We start from the raw sequence: 25,905 nt of genomic DNA, 5'->3' as shown, positions 1-25,905 counted from the left end.
CGGCCCGGGCAGGGGCCCCCGGAGGGGGGCCGCTGCCATCGGTGTCTCCTGCCCGGGCGCCTGCCCGTACGTCATTGGCCGGGAGCACCGTCCGCCGCCTCCCCGGCGAACAGGCCGAGCACCTCCCGGGCCGCGTCGTCGGAGGGGTCGATCACCGGCATCTCGTCGGTGGCCGTCTCGGCGCTGCGGGGGAACATGGCCTCCTCGTACCGGCCGAGTGCCGCCTCGGCGTCGTCGGGGTGCGCGGCGAGTGCCGTGCCCAGGTCGGCGCCGTCGAGCATGGCCAGGTTGGCGCCCTCGCCGTTGGGTGCGGAGAGGTGGGCCGCGTCGCCGAGGAGGGTCACCCCCGGCACCCGGTCCCAGCGGTGTCCGGGCGGCAGGGCGAAGAGGGGGCGCAGGACCGGCGCGACGTCGCTGTCGGTGATCAGAGCGGTCAGTTCCGGCGCCCAGCCGTCGAATTCCCGGGCTATCCGCTCGGTGGCCGCGGCGGCGTCGCCGAAGTCGACGGCGGCGAACCAGTCCTGCGGCTCGGACAGTCCCACGTAGGCGTGGAGCGTGTCGTCCTTCTCCCGGTGGGCGAAGATCTCCCTGCCCGGGGAGGGAACGACGAGCATTCCGCCGCCCACCGTCTTCGAGGCGGCCGGGTGCCGCGTGGCGGCGTCGAACAGGTAGGTCTCGACGACCGACTTGCCGATGTACCCGGGCGCGGCGGCGGACACCAGCGGCCTCACCCGTGACCACGCCCCGTCGGCGCCGACCAGCAGCGCGGTGACGACGGTGGAGCCGTCGGCGAACGTCACCTCGTGGCGGCCCGCACCGAGGGCACGGACAAGGGCGGCCTTGCGCCCCCACCGCACGGTGCCTGCCGGCAGCGAGTCGAGCAGCAGCTGCCGCAGGTCGCCGCGCTGGACCTCGGGGCGTCCGCCCGTCCCGTCGTCGGGCTGGTCGAGCAGGACGGTGCCGTCCGGCGCGAGGACCCGCAGCGCCTGGCGGCCCTCCAGGACCAAGCCCCGGAACGCGTCCGTCAGCCCGGCCGCCTCCAGGGCGAGCTGGCCGCTGTCCTCGTGGATGTCGAGCAGTCCGCCCTGCGCGCGTGCCGCGGGAGAGGAGTCGGCCTCGTACACGGTGACCGGGATCCCGTGGAGGTGCAGGACGCGGGCCAGGGTGAGGCCGCCGAGTCCGGCGCCGACGACGGTGACAGGGGTGGGCATGGTGGCTCCTTCCGGTGGGGGCCGCCCGGTGTGCTCCGGGCGGCCGTCTCCGGAAAGGTGTCAGTCCTCGCCGATGATCCGCCGACATCCCACCGACAGCCCTCGCCGCGCCTCGACAACGCTCCGACATGTCACCGACACCGCCGCGCCGGTCGTGGCGCGTCGTGCCGTCGCTCAGTGCGTGGCGAGGCGTGCGACCGTCCCGGTCTCGAGAGCGGTCCACATCGCGCCGTCCGGCCCCTGGACGATGCCGTGGGGTTCCGAGGACGGGCTCGGAAGGTCGTACTCGTCGATCCGGCCGCCGGGGGTGATCCGTCCGACGCGGTTGGCCCCCCACTCGGTGAACCAGCAGTTCCCGTCGGCGCCGGCCGCGATGGCGTGCGGGCGGGAGGCGGGGTCGGGCAGCGCGAACTCGTCGATCCGGCCGTCCGGTGTGATGCGTCCGACCTGGCCGGCTCCGATCTCGACGAACCAGAGGGCGCCGTCGCCGCCGTCCGTGATGCCGACGGGGGCGGCGGCGGGAGTGGGCAGCTCGTGGACGGTGACGGCACCGTCCCCCGCGATGGCGCCGATCGCGTTCGCCCGGTTCATCGTGAACCACAGCCGGTCGTCCGGGCCCGTGGTGATGACCGACGGGAAGGCCCCCGGGACGGGCAGTTCGAACTCGGTGACGTGGCCGCCGGTCGTGATGCGGCCGACGCGGCCGGCACCGGCTTCGGTGAACCACAGAGCGTCGTCCGGGCCCGCCACGATGCCGAACGGGCCGGCCTCCGGAGTCGGCAGCGGGAAGGAGGTGATGTCCCCGCCGGTGCCGACGCGCCCGATCCGGTGCCCGCGGAACTCGGTGAACCACAGGGCGCCGTCGGGCCCCGCCGCGATGACCGACGGTCCGCCGTCGTCCGGTACGAGCCGGTGGGAAGTCGTCTCGCCGTCGGGGGTGATCCGGCCGATCCGGCCGTCATGGACCATGGTGAACCACAGGGCGCCGTCCGGCCCGGTGGTGATTCCGTAGGGCCCGGCCTCGCGGTCGGAAACGGAGAACTCCGTGACACAGACGGCCGGACGGCCAGGCATGGGCGGACCCCTCGGACGGAAGACGGCGGACGGAAGAGGCGCGACTGCGGATGCTACCGGGCCATGGCCCTGGAGTCTTCGGACATTCCGGGGGACCTGCGGGCGCCCCCGCCGCGCCCCGTCCGGGCGCCCGCCGCTGCCGGGGAACGTTCGGCACCGGGGGAGGCGCCGTACGAGGGTCCCGGTCAGTCCGCCACGAGAACGGGCGCCGACACCGCAGACGCCCGCGGAGCGCCTGCCGTTCCGGCGAAGTTGTCCTCGACCTCCGCCTTCTCGGCGGCGTTCGGGTACGGGTTCGTGCACTCGACGCCTGCGCTCGCTCCGGACATCAGGCTGGAGCAGGGGCCGGGCTTGCGGTCCGGCAGCCCCAGGATGTGGCCGAGTTCGTGGGACGAGATGCGCACCGTGTCGTGTCCCTCGTCCACCGCCTCGCGTCCGATCCAGACGGTGCCGTTGCCCAACGAGGTGGTCTGGGCACGCGGCCAGCCGTCGTCGGCCAGGACGCGGATGTTGGCCTGCTGGCCCGCCTCGGCAGGACGCAGTTCCGCGCCCTCGACGCTCTCGTTCCAGATCTCCGCACCCCGGTCCACCGCGGCCCTGAACTCCGCCGAGCCGCCGGCGTCGTAGGTGAGGACCCGGGCCGCGGCCGGGGAACCGGCGGTGCCGCCCGGAGAGCCGGCGGCCACGGCCTGGCCGCTCAGCAGGGGGAGGGACATCAGCAGGGCCGCGGCGAGCGGGGCGGTCAGCGAACGGATGTGCATGGGGCCTCCTTGTGGGGGAGAGGAGTCGTGCGCATGACATCATTGGGGATGCCGCCTGTCTCCCTGCCCGCTGGACCCGGCCGCCAATCCGTCAGTCCGGCCGGGTCCCGGAGCCGCCCGGTTCGGCTCGCGGTTCGCCCGCGCGGCGGTGGCCCTGCCGCTCGGCACCGCCTGTCCCACGCCGGGCCGACGGCCTCGGCCCGGCGTGGGACAGGCTTCGGGTGTCAGCAGGTGCGGCCGGTGTACCACGCCCCGTCGATGTCGGAGGCGGCGCCGATCCAGGTCACGCCGGGGCCCACGCACCGTTCGCTGTTGGGTCCCCAGTCGTCGATCTCGATGACGATGTGCGAGCCGTCGGAGGTGCAGTGGTTGTAGTAGGCGTCGGAGGCGGTCTCGTAGAAGCCGCAGGGGTTCGCCGCAGCCGGGCCGGCACTCAGGGTGAGGGCGCCGACGGAGGCGAGAGCGAGGGCGAAGGAGGCGAGGGCGCTGGTCACGATACGACGGAGAGGCAAGGGAACTCCTTGAGATGGGGGATCGGTGCGAGAACTGCCTTGTCCTGCCGATCCGTTGCCGATGCGGAGCCAGGCTCGCAGCTCCCGGCAGCCGCTCCGGCCGCCGATGCCGTCCTTCACCCGGTGAAACGATTTGCTGTTGCGCCGATCAGTTGATCCTCGCCGATTCGCCGCGTGTCAGGGACCGGAGGCATGCGCCGGGTCCCGCCTCGGCAACGGCCCGGCGGGCCCACCGTGGATGATTGCCCCCGGGCAGGCGGGGGAAGGAACCGACCGGCCGCGCAGCGCCGGCGTGCACGGAATGCACCGGGGCCGACCGGCTGGAGAAGGACGGCGGGCACGACGACTCGCCGAGTGCGAGAGGAGCATTTCCCACCATGACGCCACCCGGTCCGTCCAGCAGCCCGTGGTTCCGTACGTACCACCCGCGCCCGGGTGCCCGGGCGACCCTGGTGTGCCTGCCCTACGCCGGAGGGTCCGCGAGTGCCTTCTTCTCGCTGTCGGAGCGGCTGCCCGCGGACGTCCAGGTCCTCGCCACGCAGTACCCGGGCCGTCAGGACCGGATGCGTGAGCCCTGTCTCGAGACGGTTCCGGAACTGGCCCGCGGCGCGTTCGAGGAGCTGGGAGCCCTCGTCGCGGGCCGTCCCTTCGCCCTCTTCGGGCACAGCATGGGCGGCGCCGTCGCCTTCGAACTGGCCCGGCTGCTCGAACGCGAGGGCCCGGCAGCGCCCCGCGCCCTCTTCGTCTCCGGCCGACGCGCGCCGTCCATCACCGCGGACCGCGGCGTACGCTTCCTCGACGACGCGGGCCTCGTCGACGAACTCCGGGAGCTGGAGGGCACGGACAGCCGCATCCTCGACGAGCCCGAACTGCTGCGGCTCGTCCTGCCGGCGGTGCGCGCCGACTACGGTGCGGCCGAAACCTACCGCACCGGAGCCGACGCCGTGGTCGGCACCCCGGTCGTGGCGCTCACGGGGGACCGCGACCCGCGCGCCCGGACCGACGAGGTCGCCGCCTGGCGCCGGCACACCACGGGCGCCTTCGACCTGAAGGTCTTCACCGGCGGTCACTTCTTCCTGACCGACCACGAGCCCGAGATCGCCACGCTCGTCACCGACACCCTGCGCAGCGGCGTCCGCCCGGGGACCGTCGCCGGCTGAGTGGGTCCACCGGGCCCGGTGGCGGCCGGACGTGCGCCGGCGTCACGCGTTCAGCGCGATGTACTGCTCCTCCAGGAACTCCCGTATGCCCTCGAAGCCCCCCTCCCGGCCGAGGCCGCTCTGTTTGACGCCCCCGAACGGGGCGGCCGGGTCGCTGACCACGCCCCGGTTGACGGCGACCATGCCGGCCTCGAGACGGCGGGCCACCGCCATCGCCTCGCGCTCCTCGCCGAACACGTAGGCCATCAGCCCGTGTTCGGTGTCGTTGGCCATCCGTACCGCCTCGTCGACGTCGTCGTACCGGACGACGGCGGCGACCGGGCCGAAGATCTCGGCGGTCGTGACGGCCGAGCCGTGCCGGACTCCGGTGAGCAGGGTCGGCTCGAAGAAGGCGCCGCCCGGCCGGGCACGTCCACCGCGCACCAGGGTCGCCCCGTCCGAGACCGCCGCCTCGACCAGGGCCGCCACCTTGTCGCGTTCGGCGGTCGAGACGAGTGCGCCGAGGGAGTACGAGCCGTCGATGCCCGGACCGGTCGTGAGCCCGGCGAGCGCGGCGTCCAGGCGGGCGACGAACCCGTCGTGGACGGAGCTGTGCACGTAGAGGCGGTTGGCGGCGGTGCAGGCGGCGCCCCCGTTGCGCATCTTGGCGGCCAGGGCGCCTTCGACGGCCGGTTCCACGTCGGCGTCCGGCAGCACGACGAGGGGGGCGTTACCGCCGAGTTCCATGGAGGTGCCGACCACACTGTCCGCGCAGGCGTGCAGCAGTTCCCGGCCGACCTCGGTCGAGCCGGTGAACGAGAGCTTCCGTACCTCGGGGCGGTCGATCATCCGTTTCACGGCCGGGCCCGGAGGAAGAGGGGTGACGAGGTTGACCACGCCGTCGGGGACGCCGGCCCGGCGCAGCACGTCGACGACGTAGGCGGCGGTGAGGGGTGTCTCGTCGGCGGGCTTGAGCACCGTGGTGCAGCCGGCGGCGAGCGCGGGCGCGAGCTTGCGGGTGGCCATGGCGGCGGGGAAGTTCCACGGGGTGATCAGCAGCGACACCCCGACCGGACGGTGGTCGACGACGATGCGTTTGTCGCCGGCGGGGGAGAGCCGGTAGTCGCCCGGTACCCGCACGGCCTCCTCGGCGAACCAGCGGAAGAACTCCTTGGCGTAGTGCGCCTCGCCCACGGCGTCCGCCCAGGACTTGCCGTTCTCCCGGGCGATGAGACCGGCGAGCTCATCGGCCTCCGCGGTGAGGATCTCGTAGGCCCCGCGCAGCAGTTCGCTGCGGGTACGGGGCGCGGTCGCGGCCCACGGTGCGGCCGCCGCGGCCGCCGCGTCGACGGCCGCCATGCAGTCCTGCTCGGTCGCCACCGCGAAGCGCGCGACGGTGGTCAGGTCCGAGGGGTCGGTGACGTCGAACCGTGTGCCGTCCGAGCCGGGCCGCCACCGGCCGCCGATGAACAGGTCCGTGTGCAGGTTCATGCGGCCCTCCGGCCGTCGAGGATTCCGGTGTACGCGCGGTCGAGGATGCCGAGGAGCATGTCCCGGGTCGGTTCGACGGGGGCGATGGACAGCAGCCGCGTGGCCGTCAGGGCCAGGTCGGCCACCCGGGGCAGCTGCGCGCGGGTGAGGCCGATGCCGGACAGCGTCGCGGGCACCCCGACGGCCCGGTTGATGCCGGCCGCCGCGGCGACGGTCCGGGCGGCGGAGGCGTCGGAGGCCGGGACGTCCTCCAGGGCCGCTCCGAAGGAGGCGATCCGTACGGCGGTGCCGGGATCCTCCCGCAGGGTGTCCAGGACGTACGGCAGCAGCAGACCGGTGCCCAGGCCGTGGGGCGTCCCGGTGAGCGCGCCGATCGGGTACTGGAGCGCGTGGCACAGGTGCGTGCCGGCCGAACCGAAGGAGACGCCGGCCAGGAGGGCGCCCAGCGCGACCTGATGGCGGGCGTGGCGGTGGGACGGCTCCCGGACGGCGACGGGCAGCCACGCCCCCAGGTGTTGCGCGGCCCGGAGCGCGACGGGCTCGGTCAGCGCGTTGTGCCCCGTGAAGACGGGGAGATCCGCGCCGGCGTCCGTGTGCAGGGCGCGGGCGGTGTACGACTCGGCGGCATGCACCAGCGCGTCGATGCCGGAGAAGGCTGTCACGTCGCGGGGCGCGCCCAGGGTGAGTCCGGGGTCGACGACCGCGGCGGCCGGCACCAGGAACGGACTGGAGACGCCCACCTTGAGTTCGCGGGCCGGGTCGGAGACGACGGCCACCGGTGTCACCTCGGACCCGGTGCCCGCCGTGGTCGGCACCGCGACGACGGGGAGCACCGGTCCCGGCACCCGGTTCTCGCCGTAGTACTGGTCGAGTGGACCGCCGTGCACGCACAGCAGCGCGATCAGCTTCGCGGCGTCCAGGGTGCTGCCCCCGCCGATCGCGAGGACGCTGTGCGCGCGGTGCTCCCGTGCCGCCTCCGCGGCCGCGTCGAGCGTGCCGGCGGGCAGCTCGGGGGTGATGTCCGAGTAGGTCCGTACGTCCAGTCCGGCCCGGGCGAGGGAGCCGGTCAGATCCCCGAGAAGGGGGGTGCCCGCGAGGAAGGGGTCGGCGACGAGCAGCACCCGCCGGCCGTGCAGTGCGGTGATCCCGGGCAGCAGCCTGCGGGTGCCGTGACCGAAGTGCACTCGGGCGGGCAGCCGCAGCGTCCCCGGCGGATCCGGCTGCTCAGGCTGCTCAGGCAAGGAATCCTCCGTCCACCGGCAGGACGACACCGCTGACGTGGCTGGAGCGGTCGCTGAGGAGGAACGCCGCGGTCGCCCCGACCTGCTCCCCGGTCCCCGCCCTGCGCAGCGGGGTGGCGGCGATCCTCGCCTCCACTCCGCCGGGGACGGCCAGGCGCGTCCGGTCCAGCATCGGTGACTCGGTCGGTCCGGGAGCGATCGCGTTCACCCGGATCCCGAGCGGCCCGAAGTCGTGGGCCGCGGTCCGGGTCAGGCCGACGACCGCGTGCTTGGTGGCCTGGTAGGCGCCCATGCCGGAGCTGCCGCGCAGGCCTCCGATGCTGCTCATGTTGACGATCGAGCCGGCTCCCTGCTTCTCCATGACCCGTACCTCCTCGCGGATGCAGAGCCACGTGCCCTTCACGTTCACTGCCATGATCCGGTCGAAGTCCCGCTCCGTGACCGTGTCGAGACGGCCCGCCTGGGTGGTCGCCGCGCTGTTGAACGCCCCGTCGAGGCGGCCGAACCGGGCGACGGTGGCGTCCACGAACCCGGCGACGCTCGCCGCGTCCGCGACGTCTCCCGTGGTGTACGCCACGTCGTGCCCCGCCGACGCGAGGTCTGCGGCGAGCGCGGCCAGGGGTTCCTCGGTGCGTGCGACCAGCATGAGAGCCGCGCCGTCCGCGGCCAGTACACGGGCTGTGTCGGCCCCGATTCCGGTACTCGCGCCGACCACGAGGACGACTGTGCCGGCCAGCGGCGGCCGTGCGGTCATTTCCTGGGGCATGGTGCTGTGCGTCCTTTCCCTTGCTGGTGCGGTTGCGGCCTCATGCGCTCGTGCCGCCGTCGGCGGGTGCGGCTCCCCGGAGCCCGAGCATCGCGCGGGCGTCGGCCGGTGCGGCGATCTCCCTGCCGAGATCCTCGACCGTCGCCCGGACGGCGCGTACCTGCTCGGCGTTGCTGCGGGCGAGCCGGCCCCTGCCCGCCCACAGGCTGTCCTCCAGACCGACCCGGACATGACCGCCGAGCCACGCGCTGTGCGTGGCGAACTGCAGCTGGTCGCGGCCCGCCGCGAAGGCGGAGAAGTGGTAGTCGTCGCCGAAGAGCCGGTCCGCCGTGTGCACCATGTGTTCCAGGTGCGCGTGGTCGGCTCCGATGCCGCCGAGGACACCGAACACGCCCTGGATCAGCAGCGGAGGTTCGGCCAGGCCCGCCCGCACGAAGTGGGCGAGCGAGTAGAGGTGCCCGATGTCGTAGCACTCGTACTCGAAACGCGTGCCGGCCCGTCCCAGCGTGCGCAGGGTCTGCTCGATGGAGTCGAAGGTGTTGACGAAGGGACGGGAGTAGGTGTTGAGCACGTACGGCTTCTCCCAGTCGTACGTCCAGGAACTCACCTTGTCGGCGATGCCCGAGTACACGAAGTTCATCGTGCCCATGTTCATCGAGGCCAGTTCCGGCCGGAGCCGGAGCGCCGCGGCGAGCCGCTCCTCCATGGTCATCGACGACGCTCCGCCGGTGGTGATGTTGATGACGGCGTCGGAGTGCGCGGTGATGCGTGCGACGATCTCCTCGAAGACCCCGGGGTCGGCCGTGGGCCGGCCGTCCGGCCGCCGGGCGTGCAGGTGCACGACGGCGGATCCGGCCTCGACCGCCTCCAGTGCCGACTCGGCCACCTGCTGGGCGGACAGCGGCAGATGGGGGCTCTGCGACGGGACGTGGACCGATCCCGTCACGGCGGTGGTGATGACGACTTTCCGGGCCTTGTGCATCAGTGCCTCCCCGTGCCGGGGACGGGTGCGTCCGCGGCGGTGACGTGCGGTGCCTCGGCGGTGGCGGCTGCCTCCCGGTAGGCGGTGACCAGGCCGCGTGCCGTGGCGGCGAGCATCGACGTGTCGTTGCTGAGCAGGACGAAGTCGCAGCCGTCGCGCACCGCCCGGGCGGCCCGCTCGGGCATCCCGCCGAACGCGAGCCCCACTCGTTTGCCGGCCGCGTGCGCGGCGTCCCGGGCCGCGCCGACCGACGCGGCCACGTCGGGGGAGCCGGGTGCCGTGCCCATGGCCAGCGCGAGATCCGCGGTGCCGACGAACACCGCGTCGACGGAGTCGAGCGCGAGGATCCGCGGTGCCGCCCCGATGGCCTCGGGGCTCTCCAGCTGGGGGATGCACAGGACGTCGTCGTTGCCGGTGGCGAGGTAGTCGGCGTCCGGGCGCAGCCCCCAGGCTCCGGCCCGGCTGGTGCCGCCCGCGCCGCGCACACCGTACGGCGGGAAACGGCAGGCCCGTCCGACGGCGGCCGCCTGTTCCACGGTGTCGACGTGCGGTACGAGGATGCCCATGGCGCCCGCGTCGAGGACCTTCTGGATCGTCGACGGCGCCGCGTCCGGGACCCGGACCAGCGGCACCACACCCAGCGCGGCGCTCGTGTTGATCAGCTGGTATGCGGTCCGGAGGTCGAGCGGAGCGTGTTCCAGGTCGACGACGGCGAAGTCGAAACCGGCGTACGCCATGATCTCGGCCGGTTCGGTGGAGCCGATCTTCAGCCAGGTGCCGACCGGGGCGGTCGCCCGGTCCGGCGCGAACAGTCCCGCGCCCGTACGCCGTGGCCCGCTCATGGCATCGGGTAGTCGTCGGCGTTGAGGACCCAGCCGGGTTTCCGGGAGAAGTCGGTGCGCGGTGGACTGAAGATGTCGATCAGCTGGTTCCCGTCCGGGTCGGTGGCCGCGGAGGTGTGCACGGTGGGGGGCGGGATGATCGCCAACGAAGGACTGCCCAGCGTCACGTGCTCGTCCTCGCGCCACACGGTGCTGTCGTTGAGCCAGGGGGTGCGGATGTGGTGGACGAACGACCCGCGCACCGCCAGGGAGAGCTGTTCGAAGTCGTCGTGGGTGTGGGGCGAGAGCTTTGCCGGGTCACGTGGACCTTGCGGGGGCAGGAAATTGACCATGAACGAACGGGTGCGGAAGATGCGGCCGAACCGGTCCGGGTCGTCGGGCACGTCGGCGAGCGGGTAGAAGCGGGTGGCCCGCCCGCCGGCCGGCTCGGGCCAGCGGCGCAGGGGCGCGACGCGCGGATGGTCCCTCGTGTAGGCCTCGGCGTTGACGGCGCGGTCCCGCCAGGCCGGCTCGTCCGTCTCGAACAGGCGGATGACCGTGCCGTCACCGTGGACGGTGAGCCCCGAGGGGCCGGGCGGAACGACCACGAGTCCGGGGGAGTCGATCAGCAGCTCCCCGTCGTCGCTCTGCACCCGGAAGGCAGGGGTGTCGTCCGTGACGACCACGGCGAGCTCGCCGTCGGGAGTTCCGTTGTCGAGGCGGTCGCCGGCGCGCGCGTGGGTCAGCGCGAGCACCACGTTCTGGGCGCGGACGACCACGGTCCGGCCGTCCGGCGTCGCGGCGTCCGGCGGCACCAGGTCGAAGTACTGCGCGGCGGCGATCGCGGCGCCCTTGTCGGGCGGGGACGTGGTCGCCGCCGTGAGCGTGGAGCGGGGGTCTTCCTTGGCGTACACGGTCGGATGTCCTTCCTGTCGGGAGTCCGGGGCCTGGCGGCCCGGGGCCCAACCGCGCGGTGGCGGAAGTGCCGGGGGAGCCGCCGAGCGGCGGGCGGGGAGGGGGAGCTCAGGCGTCGAGGCCGAGGAGACGGGACGGGTTGTGGTGCACCATGCGCCGCAGGTCCTTCTCCGGCAGCCCCAGATCGAGCAGTGCTCCGGCGACCCGCAGCCAGGCGTCCACCGGCTTGGGATTCGTGACCTGCCCGAAGTCCGAGGCCAACACGGTGTGTTCGGGACCGATGTCCTCGATCCAGGTCAGCAGCCGCCTGGGGTCCCAGCGTTCGGGCCCCTCCGGGTCGTAGTGGGCCACCTCGTGCTCCAGATACGCGCCGAGGCCCACGAGTTCGTGGCACAGGGAGCGCTCGACGCCGAGCACGAAGTCGGGGTGGCTCACCACCATCCGCTCGATGCCTCGTTCCTTCGCGGCGTGGAACAGCGTGCGGATGTACTCGGGGTACATGTGGCCGCCGTTGAGGACGGCGTTCTGCTCCTTGATCTCGTCGAGGATCTCGCCCGCCTCGGGCTTCAGCTCACCGCGCTCGTCGACGACGTCGATGCGCTCGAGCGTCAGGGGCACGGTGGTGGTGGGGAAGGATCCGTCCTCGGGGTGGCAGTCCATGTGCCGTCCCGAGGAGATCGTCGGAAACCAGACGACCTTGCCGCCCATGCGCAGGCACATCCGCACGGCGTGCACGTTCAGGCCGCCGACGGTGCTGTTGAGCGCGATGCCGCCGTAGACGGTGGCGGCGACGCGGGTCAGACGGTCGCGCATGGCCAGCACATCCATCTGGGTGTTGTGATGGTGGGACTTGGCGACCATGGCCCGCATTCCGATCCGGGCGCCGTCCTCGGCCGCCTCGACGTGGTCGAAGCGGCGGGGGAACGGGCTGGGGCCGGAGTGCACGTGCATGTCGACCAGGCCGTCGAGGAGGGACGCGAGGGCGGGACGTTGTGGCATGAACTCACTCACCTTCCGTTCGCATTCTGAAGTATGCGTTCAAGATGAGATCAGCTGTCAACCCTGTCCGGAGTCTTGTGCATGGATGACCGGATGTCTACGGTGGCAACTGTTCGCTTGGTGAACATGCAGTTCGCATCGCATTGCGCTGGACGTGGCGACGCGCACGCTGCACTTGGCCGACATTCACCCCGGAGGACGACGATGTCCACACCGCCACCCGCCACAGAGCCGCAGCCGGCGGCCCCGGACGAGTCCCGGGCGGCACCGCCGCGCGGCGGCCCGGACAGCGCCAAGGTGCGCGCCGCGGTGCGTGGCGGAACCCTCGCCTACTTCGTCGACCAGTTCGACATCTACCTGCCGATCGTGGTGCTGGCACCGGCGATGATCTACTTCCAGTCTGCCGGGCTGAGCAGCAGCACCACCGCCCTGCTGTCGTCCCTCGTGTTCGCGTCGACACTGATCGGCCGCCCGCTGGGGGCGGTGGTCTTCGGACACTTCGCCGACACGGTCGGACGCAAGCGCACCACGCTCGTGGCGGTCGGCGGCTTCGGCGTCGTCACCCTGGTCATCGCCTGCCTGCCGGGACACGAGACGATCGGCACGTGGTCGATCGGCCTGCTGATCGCGCTGCGGTTCGTCGACGGGATCTTCCTCGGCGGCGAGTACACGACCGCCGTGCCCCTGGCGATGGAGTGGAGCCCCCGGCACAAGCGGGGCCTGTACGCCTCGGTCATCACATCGACCTCTCCCGCCGCGTACGCCGTGATCGCCGCGATCACCCTGCTCATGCTGAACCTGATGAGCTCCACCGGGCTGCACAGCGCCTACGTGCAGTGGGGCTGGCGGGTGCCGTTCCTGATCGGCGCCGTCCTGGCGGCCGTGCTGTTCCGCTATTACCTCACGCAGGTGCACGAACCGCCGACGGAGCGGACGGGGGAGCGGCACAAGCTGCCCTTCCTGCGACTGCTGGCGCAGTACCCCAAGGCCCTCGGGCAGGTGTTCGTCCTGATGACCGGCACCTGGCTGGCGACCAACATGCAGGCCGCCGTGACACCCGCCCAGCTCAAGTCCCACCTCCATCTGTCGAGCGAACAGGTCACCCTGACCATGCTCGTCATGAACAGTGCCGCGGCCCTGTCCTTCCCCGTCTTCGGCGTGCTGTCCCAGCGCATCGGACGACGGCGGTTCTACATCGGCTACGGCCTGGCGGTCCTGCTCCTCGGCTCCGGCTCCTACTCGCTGCTGATGGCCTCGGGCGGGGGCCTCGGGACGGCACTCGGTCTCGGCGCGCTGATCGGCGTCTTCACCGTCGGCACCTTCGGACCCATCGCCGCCTACCTCACCGAACGGTTCCCGGCCGGCGTGCGCTCCACCGGCTACGGCGTCGGCTACAGCCTCGCGCTCATCGCGCCCGCGTTCTACCAGTTCTACCTGCAGCAGCTCGAAGGGGTCATGGCCGCACACGTCGCCCCGGCCGCCCTGATCGGACTCGCCGGCCTGCTGATCAGCCTCGGCGGCTTCCTCGGACCGGAGACGAAGGACGTCGACATGGCCGACGACCGCACCATTCCCGCACTGTCCTGACAGCCGTACCGGACGCAGTGTGAGGGCGGGCCTGCCGGGCCCGCCCCTCACGCCTGCGGCCCCTCCACCGCCTGCTGCTCCGGGTCGTCGGGCCGGTAGTGACCGCCGAGTTCACGGGTGAGCGCGCGGGCCGCGTCGACCACGGCACGCAACTCGGGGGCGTCGTCGGACATCGCCAGGGTGTTGTCCGGGGCCACGACGGCCATGGTGGCGCAGATTCCGTACTCGTCGAAGACGGGTGCCGCCACCGCGACGATGCCGGGGGTGCCCATGGCGGAGCAGTGACCGACGGCGCGTACGCGCTCGACGTCGGCACGCAGTTCTTCCTGGGCCTGGCCCGGCAGGTTGGCCATCAGCCGGCCCATGGACAACTGGTCGGCGTGGTAGGCGAGGAACACCTTGCTCTGCGCCGTGTCCAGGGGCAGGTGGCTGCCGACCCGCACGGAGACGATGACGGCCGCGGAGACGTCCTCCTCGACCCGGGAGACCACGGGACCGGTCAGACCCCACAGGCTGAGCACCGCGCTGGTCCGTGTGGCACGCGAGAGCGCCCGCATGTGCCGGGGCGCCAGGTTGACGACCCGGCGGTGGCCGATGGCGAAGGCGCCGAGCTGGAGCAGCAGGCCGCCGGGCACGTAGCCGCCCCCGGCGCTGCGTTCGAGGAGGCCGGCGGCGACCAGTGACGTGCAGTACCGGTAGGCGGTGGTGCGGTTCAGGCCGAGCCGCTCGGCGACCTCACCCGCGGTCACCTCCGGCGTGGCCGGCTCGAACAGGGACAGGATCTGGCTGACCCGGCTCACCGCCTGGATGTCGGCCTGGTCGCCACGGTCGGCGCGGACCGTGTCCGACGACCGCGTCGATTTGGTCACAGAAGCCTCCGCCGCACGATGTCCAGGGGTCATGTCATCTTAGACCGTGCCACAGCTCCGGACCTCGGCAGCCGCGGCCCCCGGACCCGGGCCGCGGTCCGGCGCACTCCTGTGCGCGCTCCACCGCACCCCCCCGCAGCGCCCGCACGACCTCCCGTCCTCCCGTCCCACCCGTCCGCCACGAAGGGCCGGGCGGCGCGGACCGGCCCGCCCGCCACGGTCCGCAGCCCCGCGGGGTGGTGCCAGGTGCACCCGGGACCGGGGCACCAACACCACTGACCTCCGCCCGTGGCACAGGCATCGTTTCCGGTGCCGATCCGTACGAGCCAAGGAGCACCGGTGCACAGGAAACCCGTCTCGAAGCTGCGCAGGAGCCTGCTGGTCCTCGCGGCGGCAGGTCTGACGAGTACGGCCGTGACCTACGTGGCGGTGGCGGACCAGCCCGACGCCACCCGCGACTCGGCCCTCCAGCGGAGTCTCGACTCGCTGGTGAGCGAGGAGAAGTACCCGGCCGCGATCGCCTGGACGAGCAAGGACGGCCGGACCGCCTCGCTGGTCGCCGGTTCCTCGCGGCTGGACGAACAGGCACCGGTCCCGCACGACGCCCAGGTCCGGGCGGGCAGCAACACGAAGACCTTCACCGCGACGGTGGTCCTGCAACTGGTGGCCGAGGGCAAGGTCGACCTGGACGCGCCCGTCGAGAAGTACCTGCCGGGACTGGTCCGCGGCGAGGGCATCGACGCCGGGAAAATCACTGTCCGGAACCTGCTGCAGCACACGAGCGGCCTGCCCAACTACACCGAGTACATCGGGCTGGAGGACTTCGAGAAGGTCCAGCACAAGTTCTTCCACGCCCACGACCTGCTCGCCGCGGCCCTCGCCCACCCGGCCGAGTTCGCCCCCGGCGCCAAGTGGTCGTACAGCAACACCAACTACCTGCTGGCCGGCCTGCTGATCGAGCGCGTCACCGAGCGCCCGGTACAGGAAGAGATAACCGAACGGGTGATCAAGAAGGCGGGTCTGCGCCACACCTACTGGCCGCAGCCGGGCGACCAGTCCATCCGGGGCCCGCACCCGCACGGCTACGCGGTGGGCAACATGGACAAGGGCAACGTCGTCGACGCCACGGAGATGGACCCGTCCTGGGGCGGAGCGGCCGGGCAGCTGATCTCGACACCGAGTGATCTGGCGACCTTCGACCGTGCGCTGATCGAGGGGAAGCTGCTTCCCGCCGAGCAACTGGCCCAGATGCGCAAGACGGTCGACGCCCCGCTGTTCCCGGGGTGGCGCTACGGACTCGGCGTGTTCAGCGCGCCGCTCAGCTGCGGCGGAGTGTACTGGGGGCACGGCGGCGACATCGACGGATTCGAGACCCGCGGCGGCGCCACCGACGACGGCCGCGCCGTGGGCCTCGCCGTCACCGCGCTGCCGGGAACCTTCGGCGACGACCCGGAGAAGGCGGCCGAGGCGGTCCTGTCCGCCGTGGACACCGCCTTCTGCGAGTGACCGCGTCCCGGGCGCCGCGATGCCGCCCGGTGCCGGACCGGGCGGGGTCGTCCGTCCCGCCGTAGGACGTCCTCCGCCCGGGTTCAGCCGACGAGTTCCGCCACGAGCGCGCCGACCTGCTCCACCGCGAGGAGGAAGCCGTCGTGGCCGTGGCGGGACTCGATCAGCCGGAGACGGTCGGCCGTGGTGATGCCCGCCGCCAACTCCGCCTGCTGCGACGGCGGGTAGAGGCGGTCGGAGTCGACGCCTGCCACCAGGGCGGGGGCGGTCACCCGGCGCAGGGCGGCGCGCACACCGCCCCGCCCGCGGCCGATGTCGTGGCTGTTCATGGCTTCCGACAGCACGACGTAGCTGCCCGCGTCGAAACGGCGCACCAGCTTGGCGGCATGGTGGCCCAGGTAGGACTCGACCCGGTACCTGCCGCCCCGCCACGGGTCCTCCGCGCCCTGCGGCGAGCGGCCGAACCGGTCCCGGAGCTCCGGCTCGCTGCGGTACGTCACGTGGGCGAGCCGCCGGGCCAGGCCGAGACCGGCATGCGGCCCGCGGCCGGTCCCGTGGTAGTGCCCGCCGCGCCAGTGGGGGTCGGAGCGGATGGCGTTCACCTGGATTCCGGCCCACGCGATCTGTTCGGCGCTCGCCGCGGCGGCCGTGGCGAGCAGCAGCAGCGCACCCGTCCGCTCCGGATGCGCCACGGCCCACTCCAGGGCCCGCATCCCGCCCATCGAACCGCCCACCACCAGGGCCCAGCGGTCGATGCCCAGCTCGTCGGCGAGACAGGCCTCGACGGCGACCTGGTCGCGCTGGGTCAGGAACGGGAAGTCCCCGCCCCAGGGGCGTCCGCCGGGCCGCGGGGAGGACGGCCCGGTACTGCCCTGGCAGCCGCCCAGCACGTTGGGGGCGACGACGAACCACCGGTCCGTGTCGAGGGCCAGCCCGGGTCCGACGAGCCCGTCCCACCAGCCGGGGGTGGGGTGTCCCGGCCCGGCGGGACCGGCGACATGGCTGTCACCGGTCAGGGCGTGCAGCACCAGCACGGCGTTGGAGCGATCCGCTGCGAGACGGCCCCAGGTCTCGAACGCGAGCCGCAGGCACGGAAGTTCACCGCCGGCCTCCAGCGGCAGCGGGTCGCCGTGCTCGTACCACTGGCGCCGTCCGGGCGGGTCCCCCTCCTGCCAGGCACCGGTGGCCGGCGGGAGGGGAGCCTGCGCGGGTGTCAGCACGGTGTTCAGGACGCGCCCTTCGCCGCCCGGAACCCGGCGTCCAGGTCGGCCTTCAGATCGTCGAGGCTCTCGATGCCCACGGACAGGCGCACCAGGCCGGGAGAGGCACCGGCGGCCGCGAGCTGCTCCTCGCCGAGCTGGCTGTGCGTCGTGGACGCCGGGTGGATGATGAGGCTGCGGACGTCGCCGATGTTGGCCAGGTGGCTGAACAACTCGACGGCGTCCACGAACCGTTTGCCCGCCTCGGCGCCGTCCCGCAGCTCGAAGGAGACGATGGCGCCGGCACCGCGCGGCAGGTACCGCTGCCCCGTCCCGTACCACGGGCTGGAGGGGAGACCCGCGTAGTGGACGGCGGCGACCTCGTCCCGCTGCTCCAGCCATTCGGCGAGCGCGAGGGCGTTCGCGGAGTGCCGTTCGAGACGCAGACTGAGCGTCTCCACACCCTGCAGCAGGAGGAACGCCGAGTGCGGGGAGACGGCGGGTCCGAGGTCGCGCAGCAACTGCACGCGCAGCTTGACGGCGAAGGCGCCCGCGCCGAGCGCGGGCCAGTACCGCAGGCCGTGGTAGCTGGGGTCGGGTTCGGTGAAGCCGGGGAACCGGTCGGCGTGCGCCCCGAAGTCGAAGGTGCCGCCGTCCACGACCACACCCGCGACGGCGGTGCCGTGCCCGCCCAGGAACTTGGTCGCCGAGTGCACCACGACGTCCGCACCGTGCTCGATCGGCCGCAGCAGGTAGGGAGTCGGCACGGTGTTGTCGACGATCAGCGGCACGCCCGCCTCGTGGGCGACGTCCGCGACGGCCCGTACGTCGAGCACGTTGCCGCGCGGATTACCCAGCGTCTCCGCGAACAGCGCCTTGCTGTTCGGCCGGATCGCCGCCCGCCAGGCCTCGACGTCGTCCGGGTCGTCGACGAAGGACACCTCGATGCCGAGCCTCGGCAGCGTGTGCCGGAACAGGTTGTACGTACCGCCGTACAGGGACGCGCTGGAGACGATGTGGTCGCCGGCCCCCGCCAGCGTGAGGAGCGCCAGGGCCTCCGCCGCCTGACCGGAGGACAGCGCAACGGCCGCCACGCCGCCCTCCAGAGCGGCGACGCGCTGTTCGAAGGCGTCCTGGGTGGGGTTGTGGATACGGGTGTAGATGTTGCCGGGCTCGGCCAGCGAGAACAGGTCGGCCGCGTGCTGCGTGTCCCGGAACACGAACGACGTCGTCTGGTAGATCGGGGTCGCCCGGGCTCCGGTGGCCGGGTCGGGCGCGGCACCGGCGTGGACCTGCTTGGTCTCGAACGACCAGGCGGCGGTGTCGAGGCCGGTGGGATCGTCGTCGGGGGTGTGGCCGGCGGTGACGGAGTCGAGGGGCTGGGACATGGTTCTCCCTTGTGCGGGTGCGGAGTTGCGGCGCGCGGAGTACGGGGGCGCGCGGCCGTGCGACGGCGGAGGTGCTCCGGAAAGCGGTGCGGGGCGCCGCGGACACGGCAGGCCCCCGAGGACGCGCCGCGGGGTGGCGGACACCGCCGGACCGGTGGCCGCCCCGGACGGGGCGGTGGCCGCTACGAAGCGGAGGCCGGCAGGAGGCGGTGACAAAGGCCCCGGTCGGAGACCGGAGCGCGGACTCAGCTCGCGGCGGCCGGACAGGCCGTGGTGGTGACGCGCGCGTGGTCTACGTGGCGGCGGGTCACGAGCTCGGTCATGGACCAAGAGAACCACACGCGGGCCGGCACATACCAGCAATCCGGTCCCCACCTCCCGCTTTGTCACACGCCGGACACAACTCCACCGGGGTGCGGACCCCGGGCCACGGGTGAGGCCAGGGCCCGGAACGCGGTGAAAGTCCGCGCGGGCCGGGCAGGACGGGACCGACCGGCCGAGGGTGCCGGAGCCCGGTGCCGGAGTCCGAGGGGGTCGCAGTGGACGCGGGGATTTCACTGAGCGAGGCGCTGCAGGAGCTGAGGCGCGAGCTGTACGAGGCGCAGGACGCGGGCGCCGGCCGGCAGCTGCGGTTCGAAGTGGAGCAGGCGCAGCTCACGCCGGATGTGGAGGTCCGCCGCGTGCCGCACCACCGAGGATCGCCGACACCTGCCTTCGGGACGGCCGGACTCCGCCGGGCCGCTGCGGTCAGCGGGCGATCGAGACGGCGAACGGCGCCCATCCGCCGGACCGGAGCAGATGGGGCGTGAACAGGACCGCGGCCTCCGTTGCGCGTGCGCTCTCGACCCCTCCGAGGTCCGTGATCCACTCCTGACGCCAGCCGAGGTCCCTGAGAAGCTCCCGGACGACCTGCTTGGCCTGCGGGTCGTCGCCGGAGAGAAAAGCCGTGGGCGGCTGGGCGAGCGAGTCGGGCGCGGTCATCACCGTGAAGAGCATCGTGTTGAGCGTCTTGACGACCGGCGTGCCGGGCAGTGCCTGCTGGAGTTGTTCGGCGAGGCTCGAACCCGGGTGGAGCAGGGCGTCGGGCAGTCCGTCCGGGCCGTGGGCGGTGGCGTTGGAGACGTCCACGAGGATCCTGCCCCGCAGTTCCTCGCGCAGGGCGGCCAGCCGCTCCAGCGAGCCCTCGCCCGGTGTGGCGTTGATGACGATCCGCGCCGTCCGGGCGGCAGCGGCGGCGGAGCCCGGTGAGCGGTCGGCGACACTCACCTCGTGACCGGCCCGAATGAGGGCTGTGGCCAGGCCGCTGCCGACGCGGCCCTTCCCGAGTACGGCGATCCGGGTCATGGAGTCCGGTCCTTTCGACTGGTGTGAATCTGCAGGGGGTTCAGCGGGAGAGCGTGCGCACGGCGGCGGCGTGGACACCGGGCGCGGCAGCGAGGAGGCTCGGGCTGTCCGGTGTCCACGGGTGGCCCTCGGCGTCGGTGATCCGACCGCCCGCCCCGGCGACGAGCAGTACTCCGGGAAGCAGGTCCGCGCGGGCGCCGGCGAACTGCCAGAAGGCGTCGATGCGGCCGGCGGCCACGTCCAGCAGGTGCAGGGTCGCAGGTACCGAGGTGCGTACCACGAGCGCGTCGGAGAGCATCGCGGTGATCGAGGCACCGGCCCGCTGTACGACCCGTTCGTCCTCGTCCGGCCGGGCCTGGCTCGTGGCCACCAGTGCCAGGCCGAGGTCCCCGGTCCGGGACACCTGCAGCGGGCGGCCGTCGAGGTGGCTTCCGCCGCCCGCGACCGCGGTGCAGGTCTCGCCGGTCAGCGGCAGGTGGACCGCGGTGAGCACCGGCTGGTTGTCCCGTACGAGGGTGGCGGTCACCGCCCACTCGGGCAGCGCGTGGAGGTGGTTGACGTTGCCTTCGGCCGGATCGACGACCCACCATTCGCCGGGCGGCAGGGCTCCTGCCGCCAGTTCGTCCACCACCCAGCCTGCGTCCGGGCGCACCTGCGCCAGACGGGGGCGCAGGACGGCGAGGACCGCGTCGTCGTTGGCCGCGAGCGCCCCCAGCAGCTCCTCGCGGCTCGCGTGGCGGGCCACGTCACCGAAGCGCTCTCGCAGGACCGGCCCCGCCTCGCGGACCGCGGCCGCGGTCCGCGCGAGCAGGCCGGCGTCGGAGGCGGAGCCGACGGCCGGGGCGGTGCCGGTGGTCCGGGAAGACTCGGGCATGGCGGAACTCCCGTCGGAACAGGGGAATGGGAAATGAGAGGGACCGGGTGGAACAGCGGATGTCCACGCCCGTGCCTCGAAGGTAGGCAGGCCGGCACTTAGCATCAAGTGCATGTGATGCACGCCTAGGATGACTCTCATGCAATTGGACTTGAACCTGCTCGCCGCGCTGGACGCCCTCCTGGAGGAAGGCAGCGTGAGCGCCGCCGCCGACCGCCTGCACGTCACCGCCCCCGCGATGAGCCGCAGCCTCGGCCGGATCCGGCGCACGACGGGCGATCAGATCCTGGTGCGCACCGGGCGGACGATGACGCCGACGCCGTACGCGATCGCCGTCCGGGAGCAGGTGCACGATCTGCTGCTCCAGGTGCAGGGCGTGCTGGCGCCCAGCCGTGAACTCGACCTCGGCACGCTCGACCGCACTTTCACACTCCGCTGGCACGACGCGCTGGTCACCCTCGCGGGCCCGGCGCTCCTCGCCGCCGTGCGCGAGCAGGCGCCCGGAGTGCGGCTGCGCTTCGTCGCCGAGTCGAACGTCGACACCCCCGGACTGCGCCGCGGCGAGATCGATCTGGCCGCGGACGCGAACCGCCCGGCCGCGCCGGACATCCGTGCCGAGCAGGTTGCCGAGTCCCGCCTCGCCCTCGTCGTGCGGCGGAGGCACCCGCTCACCCGGGACAAGACCGTCACCGCCGCACGATTCGCCGAAGCCGAACACATCACCGTCTCCCGGCGCGGATGGCTCGGCAACGCCCTCGACGACGCCCTCGCGGCCCTCGGGCTCACCCGGCGGGTGGTGGCGACCGCTCCCACCCAGGCGGCCGCGTTCGAGTTCGCCCGGGGCTCCGACCTCCTCGTCACCGCTCCCGAGTCCACCGCACGCTCGGCGGCCGACCTCGGTCTGGCCCTGCTCCCCCTGCCGCTCGACCTGCCACCGGCCCGGATCCATCTCTCATGGCACCAGCGCTACGACACCGACCCCGCCCACAGCTGGCTCCGCGGCCTGGCACGCACCGCCCTGAAGGAGGCCTCGGCACCACTCGGCCCCCCGGCGGAGCACGGCCCTGAGAAGCCCTGACGCCCCGGGCCGGTCCCCGCCCCGTGAGGCGGAGAGGCCGCCGGTACGGGGGCCGGGGCTCGGCACTGACGGACGGCGGGCGCCGTGGCGACGGCCACGTTCCCCGGGGCCGAGTTCCAGCAGGGCCGGCCCGTTGCCGACCCGTCCCGTCCCTCCGGGCAGGCGTCGGCGCGGTCCTGTGCCCGCCCCCGTCCCGCCCGGGCGCCCGTCCCGGACGTCACCCCGTCCGAAATGTTTCCCCGGGCCGCCGCGGCGGGGATACAGTCCGGCCAGGGCCGGTTCGGGGACCAGGAGGGGGCCGACGTGCTGGAGGTCGTGGCGCTCAGCGCGCTGACCACGTTTCTCATGTCCGTGGGGAACGGCGCCGCGGGGGAGATGGGCAAGCAACTCCTGCTGTCCACGGGCACTCTGGTGCGAAGGACGACGGGCCGCCGGACACCGCTGCCGTCCGGCCCGGAGGAACGAGCGGCGTTGGCCGGCCTGATGCACGCACGCCTCGAACACGACCCCCGGCTGGCCGGTGAGTGGGCACTGCTCCTGCGCACCCACGGACAACCCGGGACGCCGGTCCTCGCCCGCGGGAGCGGACTGCCCCCCGCCCCGCGCCACTTCACCAACCGGCAGAAGACCCTGAGGCGGCTGGCGAGGGAAGCGACCCGCCCCGCCGACGGCCGGCCGCGGGTCGCCCTGCTCTTCGGGCCCCCGGGCATCGGCACGACCGCGACGGCACTGCGTCTGGGCGCCGAGCAGCACGCGCGCTTCCCGGACGGACAGTTCTACGTCGATCTGCGGGACACGGCGGCGGACGGCGGCCCGGGACCGGGCGGGGTGCTCCAGCGCCTTCTGCGGCAGATGGTCACCGACCCCGGGCCCCTTCCTCCCACCGACGCGGGCCGGGAGGAGCTCTACCGCCGTGTCACGGCGGACCGCCGGGCTCTCGTGGTGGTCGACCACGCGACGTCGCTGGCCCAGGTCCGCGGCCTCGTCCCCTCGACCGACGGCGTCTTCCTGCTCGTCGTCGTCTCCGGACAGCCCTTCGCGCTGGAGGCCGAACGCGTCGAGGTAGAGCCGCTCAGCGACCGCTACGCGGTGCGGATGCTCCGCGAACTGGCGGGCCGGGAACACGTCGCCCACGCCGGCGCCCAGCTGCCCCGGCTACTCGGCCAGTGCGGCGGCAACGCGTTCGCCCTGAGGGCCGCGGCCGGGCAGCTGCGGACCGGGCAGCCCGCCCTCCCGCCGCCGGCGTCCCAGGACGGTGACCGGCACCCCGTGCGCGAGGCCGTCCGGCACGCCACCGGACGGCTGCGGCCCCCGACCGCGCGACTGTGCCGGCTCGCGGCACTGGGGGCCTGGCCCGGCCTCGACACCCACCTCGCCGCGGCCGTCGCGGACGTGCCGCCCGACGAGGCCGCCGGGATGCTCGCCGAGGCAGTGGACGCCCAGGTCCTCGAGTCCCTGCCGGACGACCGGCACCGGTTCCGGCCCGAGGTGCGCCGGTACCTCGCGGACACCGCGGGCCCGGAGTTGGGCGTCGCCGAGTGCTCCGCCGCCGTCGCCCGCGGCCTGGACGCCGTACTGAACCGCGCCCTGCATGCCGCGCACGCCGCCCTCCCGGAAAGCTGGCGCACCGAACCGGCGCCGTCGCACGGGACCGGGTACGGCGACGAGTCGGAAGGCCTGAGGGCCCTCGTGGCAGAGGCGGGCAACACGGTCCGGGCGGTCTCCCTGGCCGAGGAGTACGGGCACGTGAGCACCGCTCTGCGGCTGGCCCGGACCCTGTGGCCGCTGCAACTGAAGGCGGGCCACTGGGACGACGTGCTGCCCGCCCTGCGCCTGGCGGCGCGCTGTGCCGGCACACACCGGCCCGGTACGCGCACGGCCGGTGCCCTCCACTTCCAGTTGGCCCACTGCCTGGACCAGCTGGGACGGGGACAGGACGCGGAGCGTGCGGCGCGCGCCGCGCTGGACAGCGAGCGTGCGGCGGGGCACCTGAGAGGTGAGGCCTCGGCCGTGGAACTGCTCGGCCTGCTCCGGCTTCACCAGTGGGACTATCCGGCCGCCTACGAGCGGTTCACCGAGGCCAAGGGCCTCTACGAACAGATCGCACCCGGTCAGGAAGGCGCCGAGGACCTGCCCCGTGCCCTGGCGCTGGCGGAGCGCCACCGGGGGCGGGCGCTGCGGGGCATGGGCCGGACGGAGGAGTCGCAGCGCTCGCTGCAGCACGCCGTCGACCGTTTCGAGGAGCAGGGCGAGCGCTACAACACGGCACGTGCGCTCACCGACCTCGCCGAGACGTTGCACGACGCGGGACGGGACACCGAGGCGCTGGCCCGGATCAGCGAGGCCGGAAGGCTGCTCGACCCGGCGGCGGTACCGCACCGCCAGTACCTCACCGCTCTGCGGTCGCGCTGCGGGAGTGCGGAGTGAGGGGCTCCACGCACACCGGATGAACGCCGCCGGCGGCGTGCACGCGCAGCAGGGCACCCTCCCGAGGCACCCGGCCGCCGGCGCACAGCCACGCGTACAGCGACGAGGCGTACGCCGCCGGATCCAGGTCCGCTCCCGTGCCCGCGGACAGGCGGAACACGTCGCCCTCCCGGGTCCGCACCGCGCACCTGTCCGGACCGCTCACGAACACCGCCATGGCGCACTGGGGATACCCGCGCAGGACGTCTCCCGTCCACTCCCGCCAGCCGCCCAGCCGGGGATCGTCCGGTCGGCCGTCCCGCGTGATCAGGTCGGCCGCCTCCAGGTCGGCGGGGTCCCGGGTGTCCTCGTGGACGGCGACATGGACGTCGCCCCGGGCTCCGTAGGAGGACACGGAGGACCGCTCGATCCGCACGTCCGTCCCCTCGACGCGAGTGCGGACACGGAGCGGGGCCGTGCGGCGCGGAGGATTGTAGGCGGGCAGCGGCAGCGGCTCCAGCAGGGCGGGGGCCGACGGCTCGGGCAGGTCCATCAGCCGGTAGAAGTGCTGCCGCAGCAGGCGTGCCGACGCCCGGGGCACGGACGTGACGCCGTCCGCCGCGTCCGCCGGGGTGCGCTGCCCGGCCAGCAGACGCTCCACCTGGCCGCGCAGCGGTCCGTGCGGATCGAGCCGCGGAGCATGCCGCACGAAGGATTCGAGCGGCGTCCCGGGAGTCAGTTTGCCGTGCCCGTCGGCCGCGATCAGCACCGGCACGTCCAGCGCCGCGGCGTAGTAGGAGACCGAACCGAAGTCGCCCACCACGGCATCCGCTGCCAGGATCGCCTGGCGCCAGTCGCGGACGGGGTCGATCAGCGCAAGCCCGCGCCGGCACGCCTCGTCCAGCCAGGCACGGATCTGTCCCGGCCCGTGTCCGTACCAGATGTTCGGGTGCAGCACCGCGGCCAGACGGTAGCCGTCGGCCGGCAACTCGGCCGCCAGCCGCGGCAGCAGACCGGGCAGGATGTCGCGGCCGCCGCTGCCGAACAACCCCTCGGGGTTCCAGGTGGAGTTCAGCACCACGAGTCGCTGGCCGCGCCGGACACCCAGCGAACGCCGGAAACGGTCGCGGTGGGTGCGGGCGGCCAGCATGCGGTCGAAGCAAGGGTCCCCGGCCACGACCGCGGATCCCGCGGCCTCGGGGCAGACGCGGCGCAGCCGGTCGACCTGTTCGGGGTGGGACAGCACGAGCCCGTCGACGAACGGCTCGCCGTCCGCCAGCAGCCACTCCGGAGACAACCCGAAGGTCGGCTCCCGGCTCCCGGGTGCGTCCCGGCTCCCGGGCGTGCCGAGCGTCTTGGTATAGCCGACACCGTGTGACAATACCGACAAATTGCCCGGAATTCGCGAGAGTTGCCCGCCGAAACTCGCCGAAATCGCGAGGTCCACGGGCGTCGACAGCGCCTGGGCCCACGGCAGTACGGGCAGCCCCAACTCGCCGAAGAGTTCGCCGATCCCCGCCTGGAACGCGGAGGACCCCGTCGACGTGACGAGAAGCTGCACCCGGAAGTCGTTGTGGAACAAGGGGAGGACGTCAAGCAGCCGTCCGGCGGAAGTGACGTTGTGGGCCACCAGCAGGACGTGACGACGCGACCGCCGACTGGTCCACCGACCGGAGCCCTCGCCGACCGGCACCCGTATCCCTACAGGCTCGGCTGGCCCCACAGGCACCTCCGGAGGCGAC

23 protein-coding genes are annotated in these 25,905 nt (G+C 73.2%); 6 read left to right on the top strand and 17 right to left on the bottom strand.

Annotated elements, in window-relative coordinates; all coding sequences use genetic code 11:
- Positions 1 to 71: 71 nt before the first annotated feature.
- The 4 genes from HZS56_RS17495 to HZS56_RS17480 form a co-directional block, all read right to left on the bottom strand.
- Positions 72 to 1,211: an FAD-dependent oxidoreductase gene (locus HZS56_RS17495; protein WP_216721633.1), complete on the bottom strand. Its 1,140-nt coding sequence runs from the start codon at positions 1,209 to 1,211 to the stop codon at positions 72 to 74.
- Positions 1,212 to 1,385: 174 nt separating this feature from the next.
- Positions 1,386 to 2,285, bottom strand: a complete 900-nt coding sequence (locus HZS56_RS17490) for a Vgb family protein (RefSeq protein WP_216721632.1) — start codon at positions 2,283 to 2,285, stop codon at positions 1,386 to 1,388.
- A 185-nt stretch (positions 2,286 to 2,470) separates the two neighbouring features.
- The gene (locus HZS56_RS17485) at positions 2,471 to 3,046 is read right to left on the bottom strand and encodes a snapalysin family zinc-dependent metalloprotease (RefSeq protein ID WP_216721631.1); all 576 of its coding nucleotides are present in this window, start codon (positions 3,044 to 3,046) and stop codon (positions 2,471 to 2,473) included.
- Positions 3,047 to 3,270: 224 nt separating this feature from the next.
- On the bottom strand, positions 3,271 to 3,558 hold the full coding sequence (locus HZS56_RS17480) for a DUF6355 family natural product biosynthesis protein (RefSeq protein WP_216721630.1): 288 nt from the start codon (positions 3,556 to 3,558) through the stop codon (positions 3,271 to 3,273).
- A 377-nt stretch (positions 3,559 to 3,935) separates the two neighbouring features.
- Between HZS56_RS17480 and HZS56_RS17475 the strand changes: the two genes are divergently transcribed.
- On the top strand, positions 3,936 to 4,718 hold the full coding sequence (locus HZS56_RS17475) for a thioesterase II family protein (RefSeq protein ID WP_216721629.1): 783 nt from the start codon (positions 3,936 to 3,938) through the stop codon (positions 4,716 to 4,718).
- Between the two features lie 42 nt (positions 4,719 to 4,760).
- Here HZS56_RS17475 and HZS56_RS17470 read toward each other — a convergent pair whose 3' ends face one another.
- The 7 genes from HZS56_RS17470 to HZS56_RS17440 form a co-directional block, all read right to left on the bottom strand.
- On the bottom strand, positions 4,761 to 6,188 hold the full coding sequence (locus tag HZS56_RS17470) for an NAD-dependent succinate-semialdehyde dehydrogenase (RefSeq protein WP_216721628.1): 1,428 nt from the start codon (positions 6,186 to 6,188) through the stop codon (positions 4,761 to 4,763).
- Positions 6,185 to 7,429: an iron-containing alcohol dehydrogenase gene (locus HZS56_RS17465; protein ID WP_216721627.1), complete on the bottom strand. Its 1,245-nt coding sequence runs from the start codon at positions 7,427 to 7,429 to the stop codon at positions 6,185 to 6,187. The genes HZS56_RS17470 and HZS56_RS17465 overlap by 4 nt, the downstream gene beginning before the upstream one ends.
- Positions 7,422 to 8,195, bottom strand: a complete 774-nt coding sequence (locus HZS56_RS17460) for an SDR family NAD(P)-dependent oxidoreductase (RefSeq protein ID WP_216721626.1) — start codon at positions 8,193 to 8,195, stop codon at positions 7,422 to 7,424. Before HZS56_RS17460 ends, HZS56_RS17465 begins: the two co-directional genes overlap by 8 nt.
- A 40-nt stretch (positions 8,196 to 8,235) precedes the next feature.
- Positions 8,236 to 9,177 carry a 3,5-dioxohexanoate:acetyl-CoA acetone transferase gene (gene kce, locus HZS56_RS17455; protein ID WP_216721625.1) on the bottom strand — a complete coding sequence of 314 codons (942 nt, stop codon included), beginning with the start codon at positions 9,175 to 9,177 and terminating at the stop codon, positions 8,236 to 8,238.
- A complete protein-coding gene (locus HZS56_RS17450; RefSeq protein ID WP_216721624.1) occupies positions 9,177 to 10,019 on the bottom strand; it encodes an HpcH/HpaI aldolase family protein in 843 nt (280 codons plus the stop codon). The genes kce and HZS56_RS17450 overlap by 1 nt, the downstream gene beginning before the upstream one ends.
- Complete coding sequence (locus HZS56_RS17445) at positions 10,016 to 10,912, bottom strand: cupin domain-containing protein (RefSeq protein ID WP_216721623.1); 897 nt, start codon at positions 10,910 to 10,912, stop codon at positions 10,016 to 10,018. Before HZS56_RS17445 ends, HZS56_RS17450 begins: the two co-directional genes overlap by 4 nt.
- A 109-nt stretch (positions 10,913 to 11,021) precedes the next feature.
- Positions 11,022 to 11,912 (bottom strand): DUF6282 family protein, encoded by an 891-nt coding sequence (locus HZS56_RS17440; RefSeq protein ID WP_216721622.1) that lies wholly within the window; start codon positions 11,910 to 11,912, stop codon positions 11,022 to 11,024.
- Positions 11,913 to 12,116: 204 nt separating this feature from the next.
- Here HZS56_RS17440 and HZS56_RS17435 point away from each other — a divergent pair, with 204 nt between their 5' ends.
- Positions 12,117 to 13,499 carry an MFS transporter gene (locus HZS56_RS17435; RefSeq protein ID WP_216721621.1) on the top strand — a complete coding sequence of 461 codons (1,383 nt, stop codon included), beginning with the start codon at positions 12,117 to 12,119 and terminating at the stop codon, positions 13,497 to 13,499.
- A gap of 47 nt (positions 13,500 to 13,546) precedes the next feature.
- Here HZS56_RS17435 and HZS56_RS17430 read toward each other — a convergent pair whose 3' ends face one another.
- Positions 13,547 to 14,368 carry an IclR family transcriptional regulator gene (locus HZS56_RS17430; RefSeq protein WP_216721620.1) on the bottom strand — a complete coding sequence of 274 codons (822 nt, stop codon included), beginning with the start codon at positions 14,366 to 14,368 and terminating at the stop codon, positions 13,547 to 13,549.
- A 339-nt stretch (positions 14,369 to 14,707) separates the two neighbouring features.
- On the opposite strand from HZS56_RS17430, the gene HZS56_RS17425 reads away from it, so the two are divergent.
- Positions 14,708 to 15,874, top strand: a complete 1,167-nt coding sequence (locus HZS56_RS17425) for a serine hydrolase domain-containing protein (RefSeq protein WP_216721619.1) — start codon at positions 14,708 to 14,710, stop codon at positions 15,872 to 15,874.
- A gap of 83 nt (positions 15,875 to 15,957) precedes the next feature.
- On the opposite strand, the gene metX is transcribed toward HZS56_RS17425, so the two are convergent.
- Together metX and HZS56_RS17415 are read right to left on the bottom strand one after the other, a co-directional pair.
- The gene (gene metX / locus HZS56_RS17420; protein WP_308408091.1) at positions 15,958 to 17,094 is read right to left on the bottom strand and encodes a homoserine O-acetyltransferase MetX; all 1,137 of its coding nucleotides are present in this window, start codon (positions 17,092 to 17,094) and stop codon (positions 15,958 to 15,960) included.
- A gap of 5 nt (positions 17,095 to 17,099) precedes the next feature.
- Complete coding sequence (locus HZS56_RS17415; RefSeq protein ID WP_216721618.1) at positions 17,100 to 18,461, bottom strand: bifunctional o-acetylhomoserine/o-acetylserine sulfhydrylase; 1,362 nt, start codon at positions 18,459 to 18,461, stop codon at positions 17,100 to 17,102.
- Between the two features lie 515 nt (positions 18,462 to 18,976).
- On the opposite strand from HZS56_RS17415, the gene HZS56_RS38275 reads away from it, so the two are divergent.
- The gene (locus tag HZS56_RS38275) at positions 18,977 to 19,270 is read left to right on the top strand and encodes a trypco2 family protein (protein WP_308408090.1); all 294 of its coding nucleotides are present in this window, start codon (positions 18,977 to 18,979) and stop codon (positions 19,268 to 19,270) included.
- On the opposite strand, the gene HZS56_RS17405 is transcribed toward HZS56_RS38275, so the two are convergent.
- Positions 19,209 to 19,805, bottom strand: coding sequence for an NADPH-dependent F420 reductase (locus tag HZS56_RS17405; protein WP_216721616.1), 597 nt, complete (start codon positions 19,803 to 19,805; stop codon positions 19,209 to 19,211). The two genes, HZS56_RS38275 and HZS56_RS17405, sit on opposite strands and share 62 nt — an antisense overlap.
- A gap of 40 nt (positions 19,806 to 19,845) precedes the next feature.
- Entirely contained in the window at positions 19,846 to 20,679 is an 834-nt protein-coding gene (locus HZS56_RS17400; protein ID WP_216721615.1) for an inositol monophosphatase family protein, read from the bottom strand.
- A 139-nt stretch (positions 20,680 to 20,818) separates the two neighbouring features.
- Between HZS56_RS17400 and HZS56_RS17395 the strand changes: the two genes are divergently transcribed.
- Together HZS56_RS17395 and HZS56_RS17390 are read left to right on the top strand one after the other, a co-directional pair.
- Positions 20,819 to 21,757, top strand: coding sequence for a LysR family transcriptional regulator (locus tag HZS56_RS17395; protein ID WP_216721614.1), 939 nt, complete (start codon positions 20,819 to 20,821; stop codon positions 21,755 to 21,757).
- Positions 21,758 to 22,060: 303 nt separating this feature from the next.
- On the top strand, positions 22,061 to 24,184 hold the full coding sequence (locus HZS56_RS17390; protein ID WP_216721613.1) for a tetratricopeptide repeat protein: 2,124 nt from the start codon (positions 22,061 to 22,063) through the stop codon (positions 24,182 to 24,184).
- On the opposite strand, the gene HZS56_RS17385 is transcribed toward HZS56_RS17390, so the two are convergent.
- On the bottom strand, positions 24,147 to 25,793 hold the full coding sequence (locus tag HZS56_RS17385) for a hypothetical protein (RefSeq protein ID WP_308408089.1): 1,647 nt from the start codon (positions 25,791 to 25,793) through the stop codon (positions 24,147 to 24,149). The genes HZS56_RS17390 and HZS56_RS17385 overlap by 38 nt on opposite strands.
- Positions 25,794 to 25,905 lie beyond the last annotated feature (112 nt).

The organism is Streptomyces mayonensis (assembly GCF_018982965.1).
GTDB lineage: Bacteria > Actinomycetota > Actinomycetes > Streptomycetales > Streptomycetaceae > Streptomyces > Streptomyces mayonensis.
Note: the sequence above shows the minus strand (reverse complement) of the source record. Positions and strands in the feature narration are given on the sequence as shown.